The sequence below is a fragment of the Sulfitobacter sp. M22 genome, from assembly GCF_021736025.1.
Lineage (GTDB): Bacteria > Pseudomonadota > Alphaproteobacteria > Rhodobacterales > Rhodobacteraceae > Sulfitobacter > Sulfitobacter litoralis.
Genome location: NZ_WMEC01000005.1, coordinates 71554 through 92558, shown reverse-complemented (window position 1 = coordinate 92558; position 21005 = coordinate 71554). Strand labels below are relative to the sequence as shown.

The window sequence follows — 21005 nt, the reverse complement described above, 5'->3', positions numbered from 1 at the left end:
CTCCTTGAGTTCATTCAGCTGGAATCGGGGATGCCGAGGCTTCGGAGACGGGGCGCGCCGTTTCGTCCATCGCCGGGCGCACGCGGCGCAGCCGCAGCGCATTCGTCAGCACGAAGACAGAGCTGAGAGCCATCGCACCTGCTGCCAGAACGGGTGAGAGCAGAAGTCCTGACACCGGATAAAGCACGCCCGCCGCAACCGGGATCAGGGCGACGTTGTATCCAAATGCCCAGAAAAGGTTCTGACGGATGTTGCGCATGGTGCTCCGCGACACCTCGAGGGCGTTCACGACGCCGCGCAGATCGCCGGACATCAGCACCACATCTGCGGATTCGATGGCCACGTCTGTACCGGTGCCGATGGCGATACCCACGTCCGAATGGGCAAGCGCGGGTGCGTCGTTGATCCCGTCGCCAACGAACGCGATGCGCTTGCCCGCGCCGCGCAGATCGTCGAGCGCCGCCACCTTACCGTCGGGCAGAACGCCAGCGATCACATGGTCGATGCCGATTTCGCGGGCGATAGCCTCTGCCGTTTCGCGCTTGTCACCGGTGATCATGGCGACCTTCAGTCCCTGTGCGTGCAATGCGCGGATTGCAGCGGCGCTGGACGGCTTCACCGGATCGGACACCGCGATGACGGCGGCGACACGACCGTCGATCGCCGCGAAAAGTGCGGTGCGGCCCTGTTCGGCCAGCCGACGCTCCTCGTCGGCCAGATCGCTGATTGTCAGCCCCTCGCGGGTCATCAGGCGGTCGGCCCCGACAAGCACCTCGCGGCCCGCCACTTTTGCCCGCACGCCGTGGCCGGTGATGGATTCAAAATCCTTGGCGTCATGCCGCGCGACGCCCTCGACCTTTGCCGCGCGCACAATCGCCTCGGCGATCGGGTGTTCCGATTGCGCCTCGACAGCGGCGACAAGCGTCAGCACCTCGGTGCGGTCAAAGCTGTCCGCAAGCACGAGATCGGTCAGTTCCGGGCGGCCCTGGGTCACCGTTCCGGTCTTGTCCAGCGCCACCACATCCACGCTGGATAGCTGTTGCAACGCGTCGCCCTTGCGGAAGAGCACGCCCATCTCGGCGGCACGTCCCGTGCCGACCATGATCGACGTTGGCGTGGCAAGACCCATCGCGCAGGGGCAGGCGATGATCAGCACGGATACGCCAGCCACCAGCGCAAATGACAGCGCGGGCGAAGGACCGACCAACAGCCAGACAATCACCGTCAACAGCGCCAATGCCATGACCGCGGGCACGAACCACAGGGTGATCCGGTCCACCAGCCCTTGGATCGGCAGCTTGGCGCCCTGCGCCTCTTCGACCATCCGGATGATCTGGGCCAGCGTCGTGTCGGCACCCACACGCGTCGCGCTAAACCGGAAGGCACCGCTGCCGTTGACGGTGCCGCCGGTGACGGGATCGCCCACGGATTTGGCGACCGGCACCGGTTCGCCGGTGATCATACTCTCATCCACACGGGCACTGCCTTCGGTCAGCTCACCATCCACTGCGATCCGCTCGCCAGGGCGCACGATCAGAATGTCGCCAGCGACGATGCGGTCGATGGCCACATCCTGCGGCTCCCCGTCAACCAGCATACGGGCCGTCTTTGCCTGAAGGCCCAGCAGCTTCTGGATCGCAGCCCCGGTCCGGCCCTTTGCGCGGGCCTCCAGCCAGCGGCCCAGAAGGATCAGCACCACGATGACGGCCGCTGCCTCGAAATAGACCGCGCGCGATCCCGCGGGCAGCAGCGTCGGTGCGAAAAGCGCCACAAGTGAATAGATGTAGGCCGCCGATGTGCCAACCGCGACAAGGCTGTTCATGTCCGGCGCGCCTTTCAACAGTGCCGGGAAACCGCGTGTGTAGAAAGCACGTCCTGGCCAGAGCAGGACTGCCGTGGTCAACACGAACTGGATCATCCAGCTGGCCCGATGGCCGATGGTGTCGCCGATGAGACCGTGCATCCCGGGGATCAGATGTGCGCCCATCTCGAGCAAAAATACGGGCAGGGCGAGGGTCGTCGCCACGACAGTCCGGCGAGCCAGAACCCGTGCCTCTTCGTTCTTGCGGGCTCCTGCGTCTTCCGATGAACTGTCTTCGGCCCGCGTGGCGGGGTAACCCGCGTCGCTGGCCGCCTTGATAAGGTCGGCAACCGCGACTGCGCCCTCCAGATAGCTGACAGTAGCGGTTTCCGAGGCCAGGTTGACGTTCACGTCCAGCACGCCCGGCAGCACTGCCAGTGCCTTGTCCACCCGACCGACGCACGAGGCACAGGACATAGATGAAATGTTCAGACGTACGCTCCGGCTCCGGGCCGGATAGCCGATCTCCTGAAGGGTCGTGGCGATTTCGGCGATGCGCTCCGGTGCGTCGATCTGCGCCTGGGCGGTCTCTCTGGCGAGATTGACACGGACATCGCTGACCCCCGGCAGAGCCGTGAGGCCACGTTCCACGCGCCCGACGCAGGACGCGCAGGACATGTTTTGCAGGGAAAGCCGAAGGGTGCGTGGATCCGACATGAGAATCTCCTTGTTCTGATCCTCCTACAGATAGGGCCTCCAGTTACTGGAAGGTCAACAGGCCTGTAGAATAAAATTCTGGCCATTGACCTTCCCGCGACGGAACGCCTTACATGCATGTCGTCAAAGGAGATTGCGATGTTCAGATTCAGCGTACCGAACATGAGTTGCGGCCATTGTACCGCTTCCATCCAAAAGGCCATTATGGCGGCCGACCCAGATGCAACGGTTTCGTGCGATCTGACTGCACGTATCGTCGACGTAGACAGCACTCTGGATGAAACTGCATTGGCCGCAGCGATCAGCGATGCGGGCTACAGGTCTGAGAAGCTGGCAGAGGTTCAGTAGCCAAGATGCGTCAGCAACGCTCCGCTGGACGGAGATAGTGGCTCTCTCTATGTCGCTGATATGCAACACTCTCTGACAGCAGCGGCCAAAACTCGCCTGTTTCAAAAAAAGCGACAAACCTTCCTGCGCAGGACGGATTGACTGTACTGCATCGCTCTCCGATATTCGCGGCATGAGCTTTCGAGTTTTCATATCAAGCTGGACAAGGGCGTTTACGTGCATTGCGTTTGCGCTGGCATTGGTGTTTTCACCACCTTCTGCCGCTCACGCGGCATCCGGCATGCATGACGGACATCAAGCCAGGTCTGTTGGTGTCGTTGGTGCTGCCATGACTCATGACACCGGAAGCGATGCGCATCACGCGCATGAGAAGCTTGGGGTCGCAAGCGACATCGACATCGCAGCGTCCGACAAGGATGGCAAAGAGCAACAATCCCAAGAGTGTTGCAACGGCATCTGTATTTCTGTCGTCTTCATCGAAGACAGCAGGATCAGAGCAGAGCCGGTTGGTACAAGTGAATATGTCATTCTGGACGGTCAAACGTATTCGGTAGAAACAGCAGGGTTTCTTCGGCCCCCTCGATTCCTGATCTGAACCGGCGCCCAAATCGGGTGTGAGCCTTGCGCAGATTCTGCGTGAGATAACGTTCACCAATCAGGTTACTTTCATGAAAATTCATCTACTTGTGGGGGCTTCGGCCCTCGGGCTTGGCGCATGCGCCTATGAGCCCACCCCGTTGCCGTCCGTCGCGACCCAACAGGCCGTCGTCAACGCGGCAGTTTCGTCACCGATCAGCTATCAGGACCCCTTGGCGGGCTACACCTATCGCGGCCCTACAGGTCCCCGCGACTGGCGTTCCGTCAATCAAGAACAGACGGAGGGCAACTGATGCGGGTATCGAAATTTCCGCTGGTTTTCGGCTTTCCGCTAATCTTGGGTGCCTGTGCTACAGCAGTGCCGGGCATCTACACGGAACCAAAAGCTGGCTTCGCCAATATTTCCAGCCAGGTCACACCAGCCATCGGCAAACGGACAGCCTTCGCCGAAACCCAGGCCGAAAACGAGGCCTTGAAGAAGCAGGTGCACGCAATGGTGCACCGCAAGACCATTTCGGCGGACACCGCCGTTCAGGTTGCGCTTCTGAACAACAAGGGGTTGCAGGCGTCTTATGCGAATGTCGGCCTATCCGCCGCTGAGGCCTGGCAGCAATCGACCCCGGAAAACCCGATCGTTTCGATTGGTGTATTGGGCATCGGTGCGCCCGAACTGGGTGCCTACAGAGCGATCGAAGGACTGATACGGTCGAACGTACTCGATGCCACCACCCGTAAACAACGTGTGGCCATTGCTGACGCAAGCTTCCGGCAGGCACAGCTGAGCGCCGTGAACGACACGCTCGCACTGGCCAATCAAACGCGGAAGGCATGGGTCGATGCCGTAGCTGCCTTCGAGGCCGTGAGCTATCTTCGCCGCGCGAAAGCGACCTCTGACGCCGGGTCGGAATTGGCGATGAGGCTTGGCGAGACCGGCGCGCTGAACAAAGCCGGGCAGGCTCGTGAACAGGCCTTCAACGCCGAACTCGCCGGACAACTTGCCCAGGCACGCTTGAATGCTACCCGGTCCAAGGAGCAGCTGACCAGGCTCATGGGGCTGTGGGGCACCCAGGTCGACTATTATGTGCCCGATGCCCTTCCTGCGCTGCCGCGTTCCGTCGGCCGTGTGACTGACATCGAAGCGAAGGCATTGCGGAATCGGGTTGATCTGCGCGTTGCCAAACTTGGCCTGGAAGCACAGGCCAAGGCGTTCGGTCTGACCGACCAGACCCGCATTATCAGCGATCTCGAATTCATTGCCGGCTTCGAAGCGGAGCGGGAAATCGAGGACGGGGAAACAGAAACCGTGACCACCCCTCAGGTGGAGGTGGAGTTCGCAATCCCGATCTACGACACCGGGAAGGCACGGATGCGCAAGGCGGAATTGTCGTACCTGCAAGCAGCCAACGTGCTGGCAGAAAGAGCCGTCAACGTCCGGTCCGAAGCGCGTGGTGCTGAAGCCTCCTATCACGCCGCGTATAAGATCGCCCGCCACTATCGCGACGTTCTGGTGCCGCTACGCACGACCGTCGAAGAAGAGGGGCTGCTGTCTTATAACGGCATGATCACCAACACTTTCGAGCTGCTGACAGACGTGCGCGAGAAACTGGGCGCATCACTGGAAGCGGCAAACGCAAAACGCGAATTCTACATGGCACAGGCTGATCTGACCGCTGCGATCTATGGCGGCGGCGAAGGCGGTGGCGGTGCTGGTGGAGAAGGCGCGACACTTGCCGCCGGTGGCGGCGCAGGACACTGAAAGGAACTGACATGCTAAATAGACGTCAATTACTCGGAGCCGGCGCGGCAGGTGCAACGCTGGTCTCTTCGAAAGCCTGGGGTCAAACCCTGAACATGGGCCTGCCCGAAGCTGCCCAAATGGATAGCGCAGCAACGGCGATCACGGCGCGTCCTAGTACCGGGCCGGACTACACACCTGTGGTCACATTGAACGGGTGGACCCTGCCGCACCGGATGAACAACGGGGTGAAAGAATTTCACCTCGTGGCCGAACCGGTAGAACGCGAGCTTGCCGACGGCATGATCGCGCATTTGTGGGGCTACAACGGCCAATCCACCGGCCCGACGATCGAAGCAGTCGAAGGCGACCGGGTGCGCATCTACGTCACCAATAAGCTGCCGGAAGGCACAACGGTGCACTGGCACGGGCTCATTCTTCCTTCAGGCATGGATGGGGTCTCCGGATTGAGCCATCCAAGCATCCCGCCGGGCAAAACCTTCGTCTACGAATTCGACTTGGTGAAGTCCGGAACGTTCATGTACCACCCCCACGGCGATGAAATGACCCAGATGGCGATGGGGATGATGGGCATGTTCGTGGTCCACCCCAAGGATCCCACATTCATGCCGGTGGATCGTGATTTCCTGATCATGCTGAATGCTTTCGACATCGATCCGGGTACCTATGTACCCCGCATCATGACGATGACGGATTTCAACCTTTGGACCTGGAACAGCCGGATCTTCCCCGACATTGATCCGCTGGTCGTGAACAAGGGCGACCGGGTGCGAGTACGGGTTGGGAACCTTACGATGACGAACCACCCGATCCATATGCACGGCTATGACTTCAAGGTCACCTGCACGGATGGCGGCTGGGTGCCGCCTGAAGCACAGTGGCCGGAGGTCAGCATCGACATTCCCGTAGGTGCGATGCGCGCCTACGAATTCGTCGCCGATCATCTGGGAGATTGGGCGATCCATTGCCACAAATCGCACCATACGATGAACGCCATGGGCCATGACGTGCCGACGTTCATCGGAGTGAACAAGAAGCCGCTGACCCAGAAGATCCGTCAATTCCAGCCGGAATACATGCCGATGGGCATGTCCGGCATGGGGGACATGGCAAAAATGGAAATGCCGCTACCCGACAATACCATCCCGATGATGACGGGTTGGGGCCCGTACGGACCCATCGAGATGGGCGGCATGTTTTCGGTCGTGAAGGTGCGGGACGGCATCGACGCGGACGATTACTCCGATCCCGGCTGGTACGAGAACCCTCCGGGCGAGATGGCCTACGAATGGACTGGCGAATTACCCGACTTTGCCTCCAACAACAGCCCCAAGACCATTCTCACACCGAAACCAACCTCGAAGGGCTGAGCGGCCCTTCGTCATCTCCAACCGAACCAACCTACAGGACAATAAAATGAGAAATCTTCTTTTGACGACAAGCTTCGCGATCGCGCTATCCGCACCGGCCTTTGCTGCAGGTACACACGACGGCGGACATGGGGAGACCAAGCCAGCCGCAATGATGGTCGGCATGCCGGGTGACGCCGCCAAGGTTGACCGCACAATCGACGTCACTTTGCTCGAAAACGATGAGGGCCAGATGCTGATCGAGAGTGAGCCGATGGATATCAAGGAGGGCGAAACCATTCGCTTCAACATTACCAACAAGGGTGAGTTGGAGCATGAATTCGTACTCGACACGGTCGAGCGCAATGCCGAGCACAAAATCGAAATGGCCAAGATGGACATGGAACACGACGATCCGAACCGTATCCGTCTCGATGCGGGCGCTTCGGGTGAGGTTGTCTGGACTTTCGCGAATTCTGGTACGTTCGAAGCGGCGTGCCTGATCCCTGGCCACTACGAATCCGGCATGCACCGTGAGGTCGCAGTCGGTGACCAGATGGCTCAGGCTGACGTGGAATACACGAGCGGCACCATCAAGAAAATCGACGCCAAGGCTGGCAAGGTCACAATCATCCACGGCCCTCTGGTCAACCTCGACATGCCCGCGATGACTATGGTGTTCCGCGCCGACGAAGCAATGATGAGCAAGATGTCGGAAGGTCAGGACATCGAATTCGTCGCTGACCGGGTCAAGGGTAAACTGACCGTCACGCAGATGAAGTAACTACAAAAAATGGGGTCGGGGGTAAACACTCCGGCCCCATCACCTTGATCGCTTGGCCCAAGCAAGCAAGAAGATCCCATAAAATCAAGCGCTACGGAGGTAGCCGAGCATGAAGAATTTCCTGAGAACCTGCACCATCGCCCTTGCCCTCGTCCTTCCGGCTTTTTCAGTGGGCGCTTCCAGTGGCAAGGGTCAGCAGCCTCATGCGCGAGCCTTCGAAGTGCTTGGCCATGATCCGATCGGGAAACCCGGTGATGGCTCCTCGATCGACACGACGATTGAATTGTCCATCAGGGAGACAGAAAGCGGCTACATGCTTTTCGAGCCGGACGCACTCCACATCGAGAGCGGTTCAGTTATCCGCTTTTTGATCAGCAATCTGGGCGGACTGGATCACGAGTTTTTTCTCGGCTCCTTTAACGAGGTTGCAGAACACCAGCAGTGGATGCGCGAACATCCCGATATGCAACATGACAACGCCAATTCAGTTTCGATCCCTAGTGGACAAAATGCCGAGTTGATCTGGGAGTTCTCCGATATGACCAACCTGGAGTTCGTGTGCTTGATCCCCGGCCACCGGGAAGCGGGCATGTGGGGCGTCATCATCGTGCACGATCACCTTGCGCCGAAATCCAAGGGTTAGACATTTTCAATGTCACTCTTGGACAGGTATCACCTGCTTGTACACGACGTAGCTGCCGCCTTTGGGTACGACTACAACGATGTCACGCCAGACTGGGTGCACCCGTTCATTCATCTCATACTGGTCTTGGCGCCTGCGCTACTGATCACCGTTGGCTCATATCTTGCTATTCGCGGCATTCTGAAGCTTTGGAAGTACCGCAGCACGCCTGCGATCCACCCAGAGCCCATACGAGGGCTCGAAGGAAGTCTTTTCAGCACCGTCTTGCGCTATTCGAGAAGGCAGCAGGCGTTGATGATCGTGGTTAGCCTCATCGCGATGCCTATTCTCTATCTGACCCTGGAACTGCCAAAACAGATCGTGAACAACGCTCTGGATTCCGACCGTTTCCCGATCGTCGTTCTGGGACGAGACCTCGATCAGGTCGTTTTCCTCATACTTCTTTGCGGTCTCTATCTTCTGGCGATCATCCTGAATGGGTTAAACAAATATGGCCTAAACGTCTTCAAAGGGTATGTCGCGGAGCGTTTTCTGCGGCGCTTCCGCCTGCTGGTCTATCGGCAATGGCGCAGCGATCCAGACTCCGGAAACCAAAGCGAGATCGTCCCTATTCTCGCACAGGAAGTCGAGCCCATCGGTGGCTTCGCGGCGGACGTCCTTACGCTGCCAATCCTGCAAGGCGGTACGCTTTTGACGATCCTGTTTTTCATGTTCGTTCAGGACCCTGTCTTGGGTGCCGCAGCACTGACCGTACTGCCGATTCAGCTTGTGCTGCTGCCCAAGCTGCAACGCCGGGTCAACGCGCTTTCGCGCACCAGGATCAAGGAAGTCCGACAGCTTGGCAGGCAGCTCAGCGATCAATTGCGCCAACGGCAGGTCAATTCGGCCGGGCTGCTGCCAGTGAGTGCAAGTTTTAGAGAGCTTGAGCACGTGCGCAGGAAGATTTTCCGTCTGAAGTTCTTCATCAAGGCCCTCAACAATTTTCTGACCGCGCTAACACCGTTCTTGTTCTATTCTCTAGGCGGATACTTCGTCATCGAAGGTCGCATTACACTCGGCGCGCTGGTGGCCGTCCTGGCAGCACACAAGGACTTCTCGGCACCGCTGAAAGAGCTCTTCAGTTACTATCAGACGCTGGAAGACACGCGGATCCGGTACCAGGAAATCACGACCTTTTTCACTGGATCGATTCAGCGATCGGGGAAAGCTCGGGCAGACGATCACAAGCCGTAAGCGATGTGCCGCCCCCACCTTCCTTGTGAGTCCCCGATCTGAGATTCAGCCCTGACGGATGGATTATCAGGGAGTTTCTCCATGGAGCGCTCAACGGAGTTTCTCAGTAACATTGATTTGGTTGTGGGCCCGCGTGGTCACCGCCGGTGGCCGGATGCGGTGAAGGCGCAAATTGTGGCCGAGACGCTGGTGGAGGGTGCCTCGGTGGACGCAGTTGCGCGGCGGTATGACATGCGGGCCAATCATTTATCGGAATGGCGACGCATGGCGCGCGAGGGCAAACTGGTTCTGCCCGCTGTGACCGAGGAACCAAGCTTTGCAGCGTTGGTTGTGCGCGAAGATGTTGAGGCGACACCTGACCCTGAGCCGCCGTCGCCGTTGGATCTGATTTGTGGGAGTGTCACTGTGCGATTGGATGCAGGCACATCGGCGGCGCGCATTGCCGAGATTGCCCGCGCCTTGAATGCGCTCTCATGATGTTCCCATCAAACCGAGTGAGGATCGTTGTCGCGACCAAGCCGGTGGACTTCCGCAAGGGTCATGATGGGCTGGCAGCGCTTGTCAAAAACGAGTTGCGCAAGGACCCGTTCACCGGGATAGTTTTTGTGTTCCGCTCAAAGCGGGCAGATCGGCTGAAGTTGCTGTATTGGGACGGCACTGGTTTGGTCATGGCTTACAAAAAGATTGGAGGAACAAACCTTCACGTGGCCCGCTATCAAAGATGGTCTGATGTCGCTAAACCATGCCCAGTTTGAAGCACTGTTCTCGGGTTTAGACTGGCGCAAAGTAAGGGCTTTATCAGTGCGTCCGCCGACTGCGGCAGAGTGAATCAGGCTGTCTTTTGCAGAGGTGTTGAGCTGCAGGAAATGGTAGTCATTCCCCATGTCAAAACCAGTTGATCTCCCTAATGATGTTGAGGCCCTGAAGGCGTTGCTTGTCGCCTCAGAGGATCGCAATCTGCGCAAGCAGGATCGTATTGATCAGTTGGAGAAACTGGTATCTGACTTCAAACGTGCGCTGTTTGGCGCAAAGTCTGAGAAGGCCGATCCCGAGCAATTTGAGCTGTCACTTGAAGACATTGAAACCTCGATGGCTATGGTTCATGCTGAAGACGAAGCGCTTGATCCGCCTGCATCGCGCTCGGCAAAACCGCGCAACACCAATCGTGGGTCACTGCCAAAGCATCTGCCCCGCATTGAAGAGGTAATTGCGCCCGATAATATGACCTGCGGCTGCGGTGGTGAGCGCCATGTAATTGGTGAGGACACGTCTGAGCGCCTCGACATCATCCCCGCCCAGTTCCGTGTGATCGTCACCCGCCGCCCAAAGTATGCTTGCCGATCCTGCACCAATGGTGTGGTGCAAGCGCCTGCACCAGCGCGCCTGATCCCAGGCGGCATGCCGACAGAGGCAACGGTGGCGCATGTTCTTGTCAGCAAATATGCGGATCACCTGCCACTGTATCGCCAGGCACAGATTTACAGCCGCCAAGGGATCGATCTGGATCGCTCCACCCTTGCAGGATGGGTCGGCAAGGCAGCCTATGAACTCCGTCCTGTCTTCGATGCGTTAATGGCTGATCTGAAAAGCTCAACCAAATTGTTCATGGATGAAACAAGAGCACCAGTGCTTGATCCTGGCAAACGTAAAACCAAAACTGGTTACTTCTGGGCACTGGCCCGCGATGACAGGGCTTGGTGTGGAGCGGCTCCACCGGGCGTTGCCTTTACATATGCGCCCCGGCGTTCCGGCCAATATGCAGATGACATTTTGAAAGGCTTCTCTGGCATCCTCCAAGTGGACGGATATGCCGGGTATAACCGCTTACTCAAACGCGCCGATGACAATGTCGTCTTGGCCTACTGCTGGGCCCACGCACGCCGCAAACTGCACGAAGTTGCACAATCTGGCACTGCCCCCATCGCCGAAGACGGGCTGAAATAGATCGCTGCGCTCTACCTGATCGAAAAGGATATCCGGGGTCTGGCACCCGAGGTGCGATTGGCAGCACGGCAAGACCAATCGGCACCGTTGATCGTCGCGTTTGAGGAGTGGCTCACGACCAACCGCGCGCGGCTGTCTGCCAAAGCCCCTTTGGGCGAAGCTCTCAAATACATCGCAAAATACTGGGATGGACTGTGCCTGTTTCTGACTGACGGCCGCATCGAAATGGACAGTAACGCAGTGGAACGCACGATCCGTCCCATCGCTCTGAACCGCAAGAACGCACTCTTCGCTGGCCACGACGCCGGAGCCTCAAACTGGGGCGTCATCGCTTCCTTGATCGAGACCTGCAAATTGAACAGTGTCGATCCGCATGCCTATCTGGCCGATACGGTCACTGCCATCGTCGCAGGCCACAAACAAAGCCAGATCAACGACCTGCTACCATGGAATTACGTCAAATAGGTGGGATCGGCGCACCGCTTACCACAAGCCGGAAGAGGTCCGCGAATTCGAGGAAGCTACACTGAGATACCCGGCTTTGTCTGTGAAGAGACAGGGGGCGATCGCAACATCATGAAGGAGTCCGATAGAATGAGATGGGCCGCGATATTTTTTGCTCTGGTCACCATTGCTGCGGCGGGATGGTATTTCAAGCAGCAAACAGACTCCCAAACGGGCACCCGGACGGAGGAGGGCAGGGTGCTCCCTGCAGGTGCGCTTGCAACTGTCAAGCTGCCAAGCAGCTTGACCGAGCAGGAGCAAATTGGCGCAAGTGCTTATGATGCGGTCTGTGTCGCCTGCCACGGCCTGAATGGACAGGGTCAGGATGGCGTCGCTCCACCGCTCGTACACAAGATCTATGAGCCGAGCCATCACGGCGACATGGCGTTTGTCCTCGCGGCTCAAAATGGAGTTCGGGCGCATCATTGGAAATTTGGTAACATGCCAGCGGTTGAAGGCGTGACGCGATCAGATATTCTCGATATCGTGTCTTACATTCGTGCATTGCAGCGTGCCAACGGGATATATTGAGCCGTTTCGACGGTCAAAAGGGTGGAATTGGTTCGCGGGTAACTACCATTCTGTTCGCTGCGACATGGCGACAACTGTTGGGGAAAATTCTCTAGATGAGTAAGTGTCTCGCTGCATCGATCCTGATCCTTGCTGCATTTTTTGGATCTTCCACCGCAACTCATGCCGAGGAAACCGGCCTCTTTAGATTGACCGACCGCGCAGCACCGGTCGGCATCGGCGCCCGTGAACCATCACTTGCAACCTTGCCGGATGGCCGGATCATATTGAGTTGGACAGAAGAAAAAGGAGCCGAATCTGAAGTTCGCATGGCCATCCTCGATGGCAGTGAGTGGTCGGACGCTCGCACAATTCATAAATCGTCAAAGATTTACATCAACTGGGCCGATTTTCCATCGGTAGCGGTGCTGGCTGATGGCGGCCTGGCGGCACAATGGCTTAAACTGAATGGGGAGGGTGATTACCAATATGACGTCAATATCGCTTTTTCTAAAGATGAAGGCAGAAGCTGGACGGAACCGCTTGTTCCCCATGATGACAGATCACAACGCGAGCACGGTTTTGTTTCGTTGGTTCCCGATCAGTTTGGCGGGTTGACGGCGCTGTGGCTGGATGGCCGGGAGTATGACAGTCAAACAGAAGGCGAAAACTTCGAGAATGCGATGCAGCTGCGCGCACGACAGATCAACTCTGACGGAACGATGAAGCCAGAAAGCCTGTTGGACGCGCGCGCTTGTACTTGTTGTCAGACGTCCGCAGCGCGGACCGCTTCGGGCGATATCGTGGCGGTCTATCGTGATCGAACCGCCGATGAAATCCGCGACATTTCGATTGTTCGATCTACCGGAAGGGACTGGACGCAACCCCTCACTGTTCACGACGACGGATGGGAAATTGCCGGCTGCCCCGTAAATGGCCCAGCTGTTGATACGATGGACGACAAGGTGTCCGTCATCTGGTTCACTGCAGCTGAGAATAAACCGGAGGTTCATATCGCGTTTTCGGACGATGGCGGCGCGCAGTTTGACGAACCGCTCCGCATTGACCTCGGCACAGCCGCGGGACGGGTGGATGTTCTGCAAATGCCGGATGGAAGCGCATTGGCGCTCTGGATTGAATATGTGGGAGGCGGTGAAGCGATCGTCATGTGCCACATATCGCGAAGTACCGGATGCGCAGCGCCTCAGGCGCTCCATATCAATCGGGGCGGCGGATCGATCGGTTTTCCCCGAATGGCGCGCGGAGACGCCAATACGTTTGTGGCCTGGACGCAGCCGACCGGCGGCGGGGATGGGGACACTAAAATCCGCATGGTCGAAGTCGCGGTGACTCCATAGGTTTCGAGCATACATCTCAATATCCTATTGCTTGCTTGACGCCGTTGCCCTTATTCTGCGGCCCGCCCGAGGGCCAAATCAGGCACTGTACCGGCTTGCTTCAGGCTCCACCCTTTGATGATGGCATAAACCGCCGGAATGACGATCAGGGTCAGCAAGGTTGACGACACCATTCCCCCGATCATGGGCACTGCGATGCGCTGCATGATCTCGGACCCGGTGCCATGCGCCCAAAGGATCGGCATCAGGCCGGCCATGATTGCGACAACTGTCATCATCTTGGGGCGCACGCGGTCTACTGCACCCACCATGATCGCGGCGTAGAGCTCGTCGCGGGTCAGGTCCCTGAACCGCCCCGATTTTACCGGAGGGTGCTTTGTTCAACGTCAGGCTACTTTATCGAGTGTGTTTAGATTTGCATAGAATACCTCCTCTGCTTCTGCGGGTGTGATGTATCCGATGGGACCGAATAGCCGACGGTTGTTATACCAATCGACCCATTTCAGCGCTTCCCATTCGACTTCGCGCCTCGATTTCCATGGACCGATCTGGTTGATGACCTCTGTTTTGAACAGGCCAATGACGCATTCAGCGAGGGCATTATCATAGGAATCGCCGACTGTTCCAACCGATGGATCAATACCGAATTCGACAAGGCGCTCGGTATACTTGATCGAGAGATATTGCGATCCACGGTCTGAGTGGTGAACCAAGGTATTGTTATCAAGTGTTTTTCTTTGCCAGATTGCTTGATCCAAAGCGTCGAGAACGAACTGCGTCGCCATTGAGGTCGATACGCGCCAGCCAACGATCCGGCGCGCAAAGACATCGATGACGAAAGCGACATAGACCGTTCCCGACCACGTCGGGACGTATGTGAAGTCAGAGACCCAGAGCTGGTTAGGCCGATCTGCTTTGAACAAGCGGTTTACCTTGTCGTCAGGGCACGGCTGGGAGGTGTCCGGATTAGTCGTGACAACCTTTTTACCCCGAACTACGCCCTTGATGCCCAAATTGCGCATCAACCGCTCCACCGTGCATCGTGCGATCTCCTGATTATCGCGCAGTAAGACATGCCAGATCTTCCGCACACCATAGAGCTTGCGGTTCTCTTCCCAGGCCGCATTGATCTTGATGCACAGATCAGCGTCAGACTTCGCCCGGGCTGAAGCCCGATCAGGATCACGCGCGATGGAGCGCCGTTCATAATAGGTGGACTGGGCGATTTGCAGCATTTTGCACATCGGCTCGACCCCGAACTCACCGCGATGTTCTTCAATGAAAGCAGTCACTTGCGAAACGGGCGGTCGAGCTCCGCCTGGGCAAAATACGCTGATGCTTTCTTCAGGATCTCATTGGCCTGCCGGAGTTCGCGCACCTCGCGCTCCAACTCCTTGATCCGCGCTTTCTCGGCACTGGTTTGGCCAGGCCGTTCGCCGCCATCACGCTGAGCCTGCCGGACCCAAACGCGAAGACTGTCTGGCGAACAGCCCAATTTGCTTGCGATCGCTGTGAATAAAGCAGCTTCGCTACGATACTCATCGCGGTGTTCCATCGCCAACCGCACCGCACGTTCGCGGAACTCAGGTGAATACGGCTTCGAGGTCTTCTTGTTGTGTGACTGTTCCATAATGGGCAATTCTCCGAAAGTTTTGCCCTCCGGTAAACCCGGGGCGGTTCAGGGTTTCCTTTGGATCAGGGTCTGAGTTCCAAAGACAAAAAGCCCTCTTTCGCTTTTCGGGATGATGAGCTCAGACCAAGAGGCATCCAATCTACGGCCGGCCAATCAAACGGTTTTTCGGAGTTGGATTAGAAAACTGAAAAACCCGCCGCAATGCGACGGGCTTTTGCTTTCTTTGTGCAATGAGGGGAGGCATAGTGCCCGCAATCTCAAAGCTCACGCTCTATATGGCACCGAAAGTCTTTACTGTCAATGTATCCACCGTTCACGGCTGATGAAGAACACCACCTTCCGAACGTCCTATCCGCACCTAGGTTTGCGACCTATCTGCGCGAAACCGGCAATGATAGGACGCGAGCTCTCCACCTATACCACTGGAATCTTCAAGTATCAGCCGCGTTCATGGTTCCACTCCATGTTTTGGAAGTTGCGCTGCGAAACGCGATCGTGGAAGCAATCGAAGCTGTCCATGGAGGAACATGGCCTTGGACACAAGGCTTCATCCGTTCGTTACCGAACCCGCGCGGTCCGGCATACAGCCCCAAACGAGACCTCGAAGGTTGCGCAGCACAGCAACCCACTGCCGGAAAGGTCGTCGCCGAACTGAAGTTCGTGTTTTGGGAGAAGATGCTGACAAACAGGCACCAAGGCAGACTGTGGGACGATCATTTCTACGCAGTGTTTCCGGACGCGCCTCGTGGTGTCGCTGCCAGCCAGCGCCGATCTGAATTAAGGTCTGACATTGAAGCCGTGAGGAGGCTCCGCAACAGAATCGCACACCATGAGCCTGTTTTTCCGCGCGCCCTTCAGGATGATTTTGATCGGATCATCCGCTGCATAAGATGGCGCAACGAAACGACCAGCAACTGGGTGCTGGAAATCGAGACGGTGCGCGCACTACTCGCGGTGCGCCCCTAAGCGTCCCGCCCCGCTAGGAATTCCGCCAGCACAGGACTGGCCGCGCCCTTTGCGGAGCTGAGCAGCTCTGAGCCCGTAAGCGAGGCCTTCGACAGGCGTACGAGCCCACCGGTTTCCTCGATGCGGTAGCAGCGGCGTTTCTGCCGGCCCCGCCTGTAGTGCGTCGCGGTGACAATCTGGCAGGTGCTGCCATTGGTGAGCGTCACAGGAGCCGCGAGCCTGATCTTGTCGCCTTCCTCGTAGTCCGGGATTGCAGCCCAGTCCCGGCAGCGCTGGCGCCAGGCATGGGCATAGCTGTCAGGGTCTTTCAGGTCGGAGAGCAGCGCCAGAAGGCTGAGCGGAGCGCGCGACTCGACGGGCCCCGCGCTTTCCTCCATGTCCTTGTAGCCCCAGCAGCCGTCATCGTATCGGGTGAGGAAGACAGCCCCGAACGTGATGGAGCCATCCGCATCGGTCACATAGGTCGTGTCCTCGACGTGGGTGCCGTCGAGATTGGTGACCTTTGCCGCCGCATACCAGGTGGAGCCGACCTTGCAGGCTTTGACCAGTTCCGTCTTGCGCGTGTCGCCATGAGAGGTGCAGAGCCGGGCGATTTCCGCTTTCTCATCCGCGTAGGTCTGGACGCGGCCGTCGGTGTAGAAGAGCCATCCCATTACGCCGCCCTCCGGTCATCGATTTCCATCAGCGCATCGAGCGGCACGCGGTAGGGCTGCATGGCGTCGAAATTCTCGCAATTGCCGCAGTTCTGCACGATCGCGAAGGTGTCGCAGGCATCCTTGAGGATGACCCGGAAGGTGCCGCCGAGGCCCGAGGGCACCTCGTAGGTCCCGCCGATGAGATAGTCCGAGGCCCGGCGCACGAAGACGCGGATGCTGTGGCCATCGGTGGCGAGCCGGATCGCCCCCCGCCCCCGGTCGATGAGCACCTGCAAGTCATCCAGGATGTCGGTGTAGAACTGGCCGGTCAGATCACGAAACGCCATACGGCGCTGCGCCATCCAGTCGGTGTCCCGAAACGGGTTCATGCCGTCGGCGAAGGCGAAGGAGGGATCGGCCTGTTCGGTGGTGACGATACGGGTGGTCGTGCCATCGATGCCGTTTGAGCGCAGATGCACACCATTGCCGACGATGAGGATCAGGGCGGGCCTGTCCACCGGCCCGTTCCAGTTGGGCAGGAAGGATTTGCAGGCGCGCGCATGGGCGATCTGCGCTGCGACAGCGGAGGCGGAGAACTTGAGAATAGCCATGGGAATGTCTTTCTGTTCGGTGTGAGAGGGTGGACCCGCGCAGGCGGAAGGGCTCGCGCGGGTCGCGTGAGAACTCAGGCCGCTTGCGCGACCGCGCTGTCTGGCTCTCGGGTTTCCGCAGTGATCTCCGCCTCATCACAGGCGACACCGGCGGTCTGCATCATGGGCGGGCACCAGACGGCCACGGCAGCGCGCTGCGCGTCCGTGAGCGTGGCGAAGGGCTCGGCGAAGAGCTTGTCGCAGAAAGCGACGATCTCCTTCTTGCTCGACGAGGCCAGCGTCACCGCCTCCTGGGCCAGACCCAGTTCCTCGCCGAGGATCCTCAGGAGCCAGGCCTTCTTGAAGCGGTTGAAGAGCGCCGCATTCGGCGTCCAATGCGCGCGGATATCGGGCATGATCTCGATCTCGAACGCATGCATCAGGCTGTCGCGCCGAGGATCCCGTGCGAAGCAGGACTGCGTGGTGCTGGCCGTGGCATAGGCCACGAGCTTTGCCTTCTCCCCTGCTTCGAGCGCGCGAAACGCCGCAAACTGATCGGCAGGCGCGCGGTTGTCATCGAGCCACGAAAGGTCGAGCGCATCATGCGCCGCCGCCACCTGCTCGAGCGAGGTCTCGTCGATCTCGTCCATCTTGGCATGGCTGCGGTATTCCTTGCGGGCATCGATCTTGATCGCCTGCGTGACACTCATGCCGCTGGCCAGAACGTCACTGACCAGCTTGAAGAGCGTCAGATCAAGCGTGGCTTCCGGATGCAGCGCCATCGCGGCGCCAAGGGCCATGGCCCGCTCGGTCTTGAGGTCCTCAGCCAGCGAGGCTGGGTAGGTAATTTCGTCGGCGTCAAGGGCTTCTTCCCCGGTCGGGCTAGCCGAGGAGCCGCGCGCGCCCTCCTCTTTGACGGTGTCTTCCGGGCGGACGAGGCCAACATGGAGCGTGATCTGCCCACCCTGCCACGACGCAATCACCCCAGACCGCGCGAGGTCCTCGGCGCTGTAGGCCTCCTGCAGATTGCGTGCTTCCTCTTCCAAGGCGTCCACGCGCTCGTAAAGGGCGTTGTAGGCACCGTCCTCGAGCCCCTCATCCTCCATCTCGAGCTGCAATTTCTCAAGCTCGGCGGTGATGTCCTCAATGCGCTTCTGGGCAGCCTCGTCGGGCTCGATCGGGCCCGGATAGACGCGGCCATAGTCGGCCATGGTCGCGTAATCATAGCGCACCATCGCATCGGCCCAAGCAAAGCCCAGCTTTATGCGAGCCTCTTCGGCAGCGGCACCGAGCTTCTCGAGCAGGATGGTCTCGACTAGTGCGGCATCCTCAAGCACGGAATGCTCATCCAGCAGATCGGCAGCGACAGCGCCGCCGCGCGCCTCGTAGTCTTCGCGCACGAAAGCCCCGATATCGTCGCTGACCTGCACGCCGCGGGACTTGAGGGCCTGTCGGACCGTGTAGGCCTGCAGATAGCCGCCGTCTTTCGTGAGCGCCTCGAAAACCTCGCGCTGCGCCTCCTGGCTCGGATGCTCGGCGAAGGCCTTCATCGTGTCGAGCGTGATCACCTTGCCCCGGGCCGCGGCGCGGATATCGGGGTGGATAAGGCCATAGCGCAACCGGCCTTTCACGGCCGCCACCGTGGCGCCGAAGGTCTTTGCGATCGTCTCGGGCGTCTGGCCGTCGACCTCCATCATCCGGGCGAAGGCCTCGAACTCGTCGATGGCATTCATCGGTGCCTGGGTGATGTTCTCGGCGAGCGACAGCGCCGTGGTGACGTCGCACTCCTCAGGGACAAGGCGGCAGTCCACCTTGGTTTTCGCCGTGAATCCCTTGCTGGCCTTGTCAGCGATCAGCTCCTTCAGGGCTGCATGGCGCCGACCACCGGCGAGGACAGCATATTTGCCGTCAAGCTTCTGAACCAGAAGCGGCTGGAGCAGGCCCAGCACAGCGATACTGGCCTTCAGATGGGCGATGTTCTCGGGGTCATAGGTTTCCGGCGCGTTGCTGCGCACATTGGCGGGATGCGGGACGAGATCGCCGATAGCGACGGTAAGGGGAGCAAAGCTTGTGGTCATGGGATATCCTTCCAGGTGGGTGAGGTGTGGCCCGCGCCTTCAAGCGCGTGACCAATCCCCGGCTTCAGGGATCACCACGACAAAAGGCCCGCTTTGCCTTTTTGAGGGGCAGCGGGCCTTCATCCTCTCATATGTTAGGGGGAGGAGTCCCCTGCCCTACCAGTCGCGCGCCAGCATGATGGTCAGCACGCGGACGGTGGTGGCGGGATTGTCCGGGGCCTCAGCCCCGTAGCGGAAATGCGAATCTGCCTCATAGAGATCGATTTTCCAGAACACGGTCTCGCCCCGGATCTCGACTACCCCGAAATCGTGCCATTCCTCGGGGTCATTCTCAGGCTCGAACGTGGCAAACTCACCGGTTGCCTTCACCGCCTCGGCCATGAAGCCGTCACCGGCCTCCATGAGCGATCGGGTGACATGCATCCGGCCCTGGATGGGCTGCGCGGGCGGCACACCAAGGCACGCGAACTTGCGAAACGCGTCGTTCTGCGCGGCCATCACACTCGGATCCGGGCGGTCTGTCTGGGGGTGTGCGGTAATGGTCATGGGACATTCCCTTGAGAAATTGAAACACCCTTCCCAAAGCCCTCTTTCCCTTTTGCCGACACACACCTCTCATGCGGCCTGAGCGCCCTCCCCTGCCCTGCCCGCCTCGGACCGCGCGATCAGGTAGTCGCAGGCGCGCTGTGCGTCCGCGGCGTGCTTGAAGATCGCGCCCTTGTCTGAACGAAGGACCCGCAACCAGTTGTGGAGGTAGGCGGCATTCATCTCCAGCGTATGCGCCGTGAAGCCGAGCGTCTGGCCCAGAAACACCGAGGTCAGTTCCGCGACGATCTCCTCGCGCGCGTAAGAGGTGTTGCCGAACTTCGAGAGACCAAAATCACGGTTTAGCCGATGCGGGGCTTTCGTGGCATGGGCCAGCTCATGGGCCCAGACCCCGTAGAAATTGCGCGGGTCCTGGAACCGCGTGATGGATGGCATGTAAACCTTGTCCACGGGGGGCAAATAATACGCTTCCGTTCCTGTGAAGACGGTCGTGATGTCGATGCCATCGAAAAACGCCTGCATGTGCGGGATGGGCTCGGACGGCGGGTGGTCAGACGCTGGCTCGGGGTCCGGATAGAAGCTGTCCGGCAGGCCCTCGATCTGGCAGGCATTGAACACGCGGTAGGATTTCTGAAAACGGAAGATGCGGGCTTCCTCGGAGCGATCATCGTCCTCGCTGTGGTCGTCCGCGGCGCCCGCGTCTTTCCGGCTTTGACCGTAATACACGACGACAGAGGACTTCTCGCCCTTGCGGACCTTTGCGTCCAACGCATTGGCCTGCGGCAACGTCATCCAGAAGGGAGAGCTGTGGCCCGCCATCACGGTCCGCATTGTCAGCAGAAAGTTGTTCACCCCCTGGTAGGGTTCACCGCCCACGCGCAGGGTGCGAGAGCTGCCACCTGCGGTCCAAGGCTTGCGCCACGGCAAGACGCCACGCTCGATGATGCGGATGATTTCGTTTGTGATGACCTCGGAGGCATCGAATTTAGGCGTGCGGGATCGGGCCATGGCTG

Annotated in this window: 22 protein-coding genes, 1 pseudogene and 1 other annotated feature; of the genes and pseudogenes, 15 read left to right on the top strand and 8 right to left on the bottom strand. The window is 59.1% G+C overall.

The features are described 5' to 3' along the window. Positions 1-10: 10 nt before the first annotated feature. The gene (locus tag GLP52_RS17960) at positions 11-2518 is read right to left on the bottom strand and encodes a heavy metal translocating P-type ATPase (protein WP_237273212.1); all 2508 of its coding nucleotides are present in this window, start codon (positions 2516-2518) and stop codon (positions 11-13) included. Between the two features lie 117 nt (positions 2519-2635). Between GLP52_RS17960 and GLP52_RS17955 the strand changes: the two genes are divergently transcribed. From GLP52_RS17955 to GLP52_RS17895, 14 genes and pseudogenes are all read left to right on the top strand, one after another. Next, entirely contained in the window at positions 2636-2866 is a 231-nt protein-coding gene (locus GLP52_RS17955) for a heavy-metal-associated domain-containing protein (RefSeq protein ID WP_443069456.1), read from the top strand. A gap of 172 nt (positions 2867-3038) precedes the next feature. Further along, on the top strand, positions 3039-3461 hold the full coding sequence (locus GLP52_RS17950) for a hypothetical protein (protein WP_093734255.1): 423 nt from the start codon (positions 3039-3041) through the stop codon (positions 3459-3461). Positions 3462-3534: 73 nt separating this feature from the next. Then, positions 3535-3756, top strand: coding sequence for a hypothetical protein (locus GLP52_RS17945; RefSeq protein WP_188678696.1), 222 nt, complete (start codon positions 3535-3537; stop codon positions 3754-3756). Further along, positions 3756-5219 carry a TolC family protein gene (locus GLP52_RS17940; RefSeq protein WP_237273214.1) on the top strand — a complete coding sequence of 488 codons (1464 nt, stop codon included), beginning with the start codon at positions 3756-3758 and terminating at the stop codon, positions 5217-5219. The genes GLP52_RS17945 and GLP52_RS17940 overlap by 1 nt, the downstream gene beginning before the upstream one ends. An 11-nt stretch (positions 5220-5230) precedes the next feature. Next, positions 5231-6589, top strand: coding sequence for a multicopper oxidase family protein (locus GLP52_RS17935; protein ID WP_027238593.1), 1359 nt, complete (start codon positions 5231-5233; stop codon positions 6587-6589). A gap of 46 nt (positions 6590-6635) precedes the next feature. Then, the gene (locus tag GLP52_RS17930; protein ID WP_237273215.1) at positions 6636-7352 is read left to right on the top strand and encodes a copper-binding protein; all 717 of its coding nucleotides are present in this window, start codon (positions 6636-6638) and stop codon (positions 7350-7352) included. Between the two features lie 109 nt (positions 7353-7461). Then, on the top strand, positions 7462-7995 hold the full coding sequence (locus tag GLP52_RS17925; protein ID WP_237273216.1) for a cupredoxin domain-containing protein: 534 nt from the start codon (positions 7462-7464) through the stop codon (positions 7993-7995). Between the two features lie 9 nt (positions 7996-8004). Continuing rightward, positions 8005-9228, top strand: coding sequence for an ABC transporter transmembrane domain-containing protein (locus GLP52_RS17920; protein ID WP_093734259.1), 1224 nt, complete (start codon positions 8005-8007; stop codon positions 9226-9228). An 81-nt stretch (positions 9229-9309) separates the two neighbouring features. Then, positions 9310-9705 carry an IS66-like element accessory protein TnpA gene (tnpA, locus tag GLP52_RS17915; protein ID WP_237273217.1) on the top strand — a complete coding sequence of 132 codons (396 nt, stop codon included), beginning with the start codon at positions 9310-9312 and terminating at the stop codon, positions 9703-9705. Beyond that, the gene (gene tnpB, locus GLP52_RS17910) at positions 9702-9983 is read left to right on the top strand and encodes an IS66 family insertion sequence element accessory protein TnpB (protein ID WP_237271234.1); all 282 of its coding nucleotides are present in this window, start codon (positions 9702-9704) and stop codon (positions 9981-9983) included. Before tnpA ends, tnpB begins: the two co-directional genes overlap by 4 nt. Next, complete coding sequence (locus GLP52_RS19725; protein WP_443069442.1) at positions 9958-10056, top strand: hypothetical protein; 99 nt, start codon at positions 9958-9960, stop codon at positions 10054-10056. Before tnpB ends, GLP52_RS19725 begins: the two co-directional genes overlap by 26 nt. Positions 10057-10110: 54 nt before the next feature. Next, positions 10111-11637: pseudogene (gene tnpC, locus GLP52_RS17905) on the top strand (IS66 family transposase). A 129-nt stretch (positions 11638-11766) separates the two neighbouring features. Continuing rightward, a complete protein-coding gene (locus tag GLP52_RS17900; RefSeq protein WP_237273909.1) occupies positions 11767-12207 on the top strand; it encodes a c-type cytochrome in 441 nt (146 codons plus the stop codon). Between the two features lie 95 nt (positions 12208-12302). Beyond that, positions 12303-13544: a sialidase family protein gene (locus GLP52_RS17895; protein ID WP_237273219.1), complete on the top strand. Its 1242-nt coding sequence runs from the start codon at positions 12303-12305 to the stop codon at positions 13542-13544. A 50-nt stretch (positions 13545-13594) separates the two neighbouring features. On the opposite strand, the gene GLP52_RS17890 is transcribed toward GLP52_RS17895, so the two are convergent. Then, positions 13595-13855, bottom strand: coding sequence for an efflux RND transporter permease subunit (locus GLP52_RS17890; RefSeq protein WP_443069455.1), 261 nt, complete (start codon positions 13853-13855; stop codon positions 13595-13597). A gap of 75 nt (positions 13856-13930) precedes the next feature. After that, a protein-coding gene (locus GLP52_RS17885) for an IS3 family transposase (protein ID WP_237271147.1) occupies positions 13931-15174 on the bottom strand; the annotation gives its coding sequence in 2 pieces (ribosomal slippage) (positions 13931-14871 and positions 14871-15174; 1245 coding nt in all). Beyond that, positions 14762-14878, bottom strand: a sequence feature (AL1L pseudoknot). Its footprint overlaps the gene before it by 117 nt. A 453-nt stretch (positions 15175-15627) precedes the next feature. On the opposite strand from GLP52_RS17885, the gene GLP52_RS17880 reads away from it, so the two are divergent. Continuing rightward, the gene (locus GLP52_RS17880; RefSeq protein ID WP_223866110.1) at positions 15628-16143 is read left to right on the top strand and encodes a hypothetical protein; all 516 of its coding nucleotides are present in this window, start codon (positions 15628-15630) and stop codon (positions 16141-16143) included. Here GLP52_RS17880 and GLP52_RS17875 read toward each other — a convergent pair. The 5 genes from GLP52_RS17875 to GLP52_RS17855 form a co-directional block, all read right to left on the bottom strand. Beyond that, on the bottom strand, positions 16140-16796 hold the full coding sequence (locus GLP52_RS17875) for a DUF6927 domain-containing protein (RefSeq protein WP_237273225.1): 657 nt from the start codon (positions 16794-16796) through the stop codon (positions 16140-16142). The two genes, GLP52_RS17880 and GLP52_RS17875, sit on opposite strands and share 4 nt — an antisense overlap. Continuing rightward, positions 16796-17389 (bottom strand): regulator, encoded by a 594-nt coding sequence (locus tag GLP52_RS17870; protein ID WP_237273226.1) that lies wholly within the window; start codon positions 17387-17389, stop codon positions 16796-16798. The genes GLP52_RS17875 and GLP52_RS17870 overlap by 1 nt, the downstream gene beginning before the upstream one ends. 74 nt (positions 17390-17463) lie before the next feature. Continuing rightward, complete coding sequence (locus GLP52_RS17865) at positions 17464-19446, bottom strand: ParB/RepB/Spo0J family partition protein (RefSeq protein ID WP_237273227.1); 1983 nt, start codon at positions 19444-19446, stop codon at positions 17464-17466. 156 nt (positions 19447-19602) lie between these two features. After that, positions 19603-19992 (bottom strand): DUF3768 domain-containing protein, encoded by a 390-nt coding sequence (locus tag GLP52_RS17860; protein WP_237273228.1) that lies wholly within the window; start codon positions 19990-19992, stop codon positions 19603-19605. A 69-nt stretch (positions 19993-20061) separates the two neighbouring features. Beyond that, a complete protein-coding gene (locus GLP52_RS17855; RefSeq protein ID WP_237273229.1) occupies positions 20062-21000 on the bottom strand; it encodes an ArdC family protein in 939 nt (312 codons plus the stop codon). Positions 21001-21005: the final 5 nt, after the last annotated feature.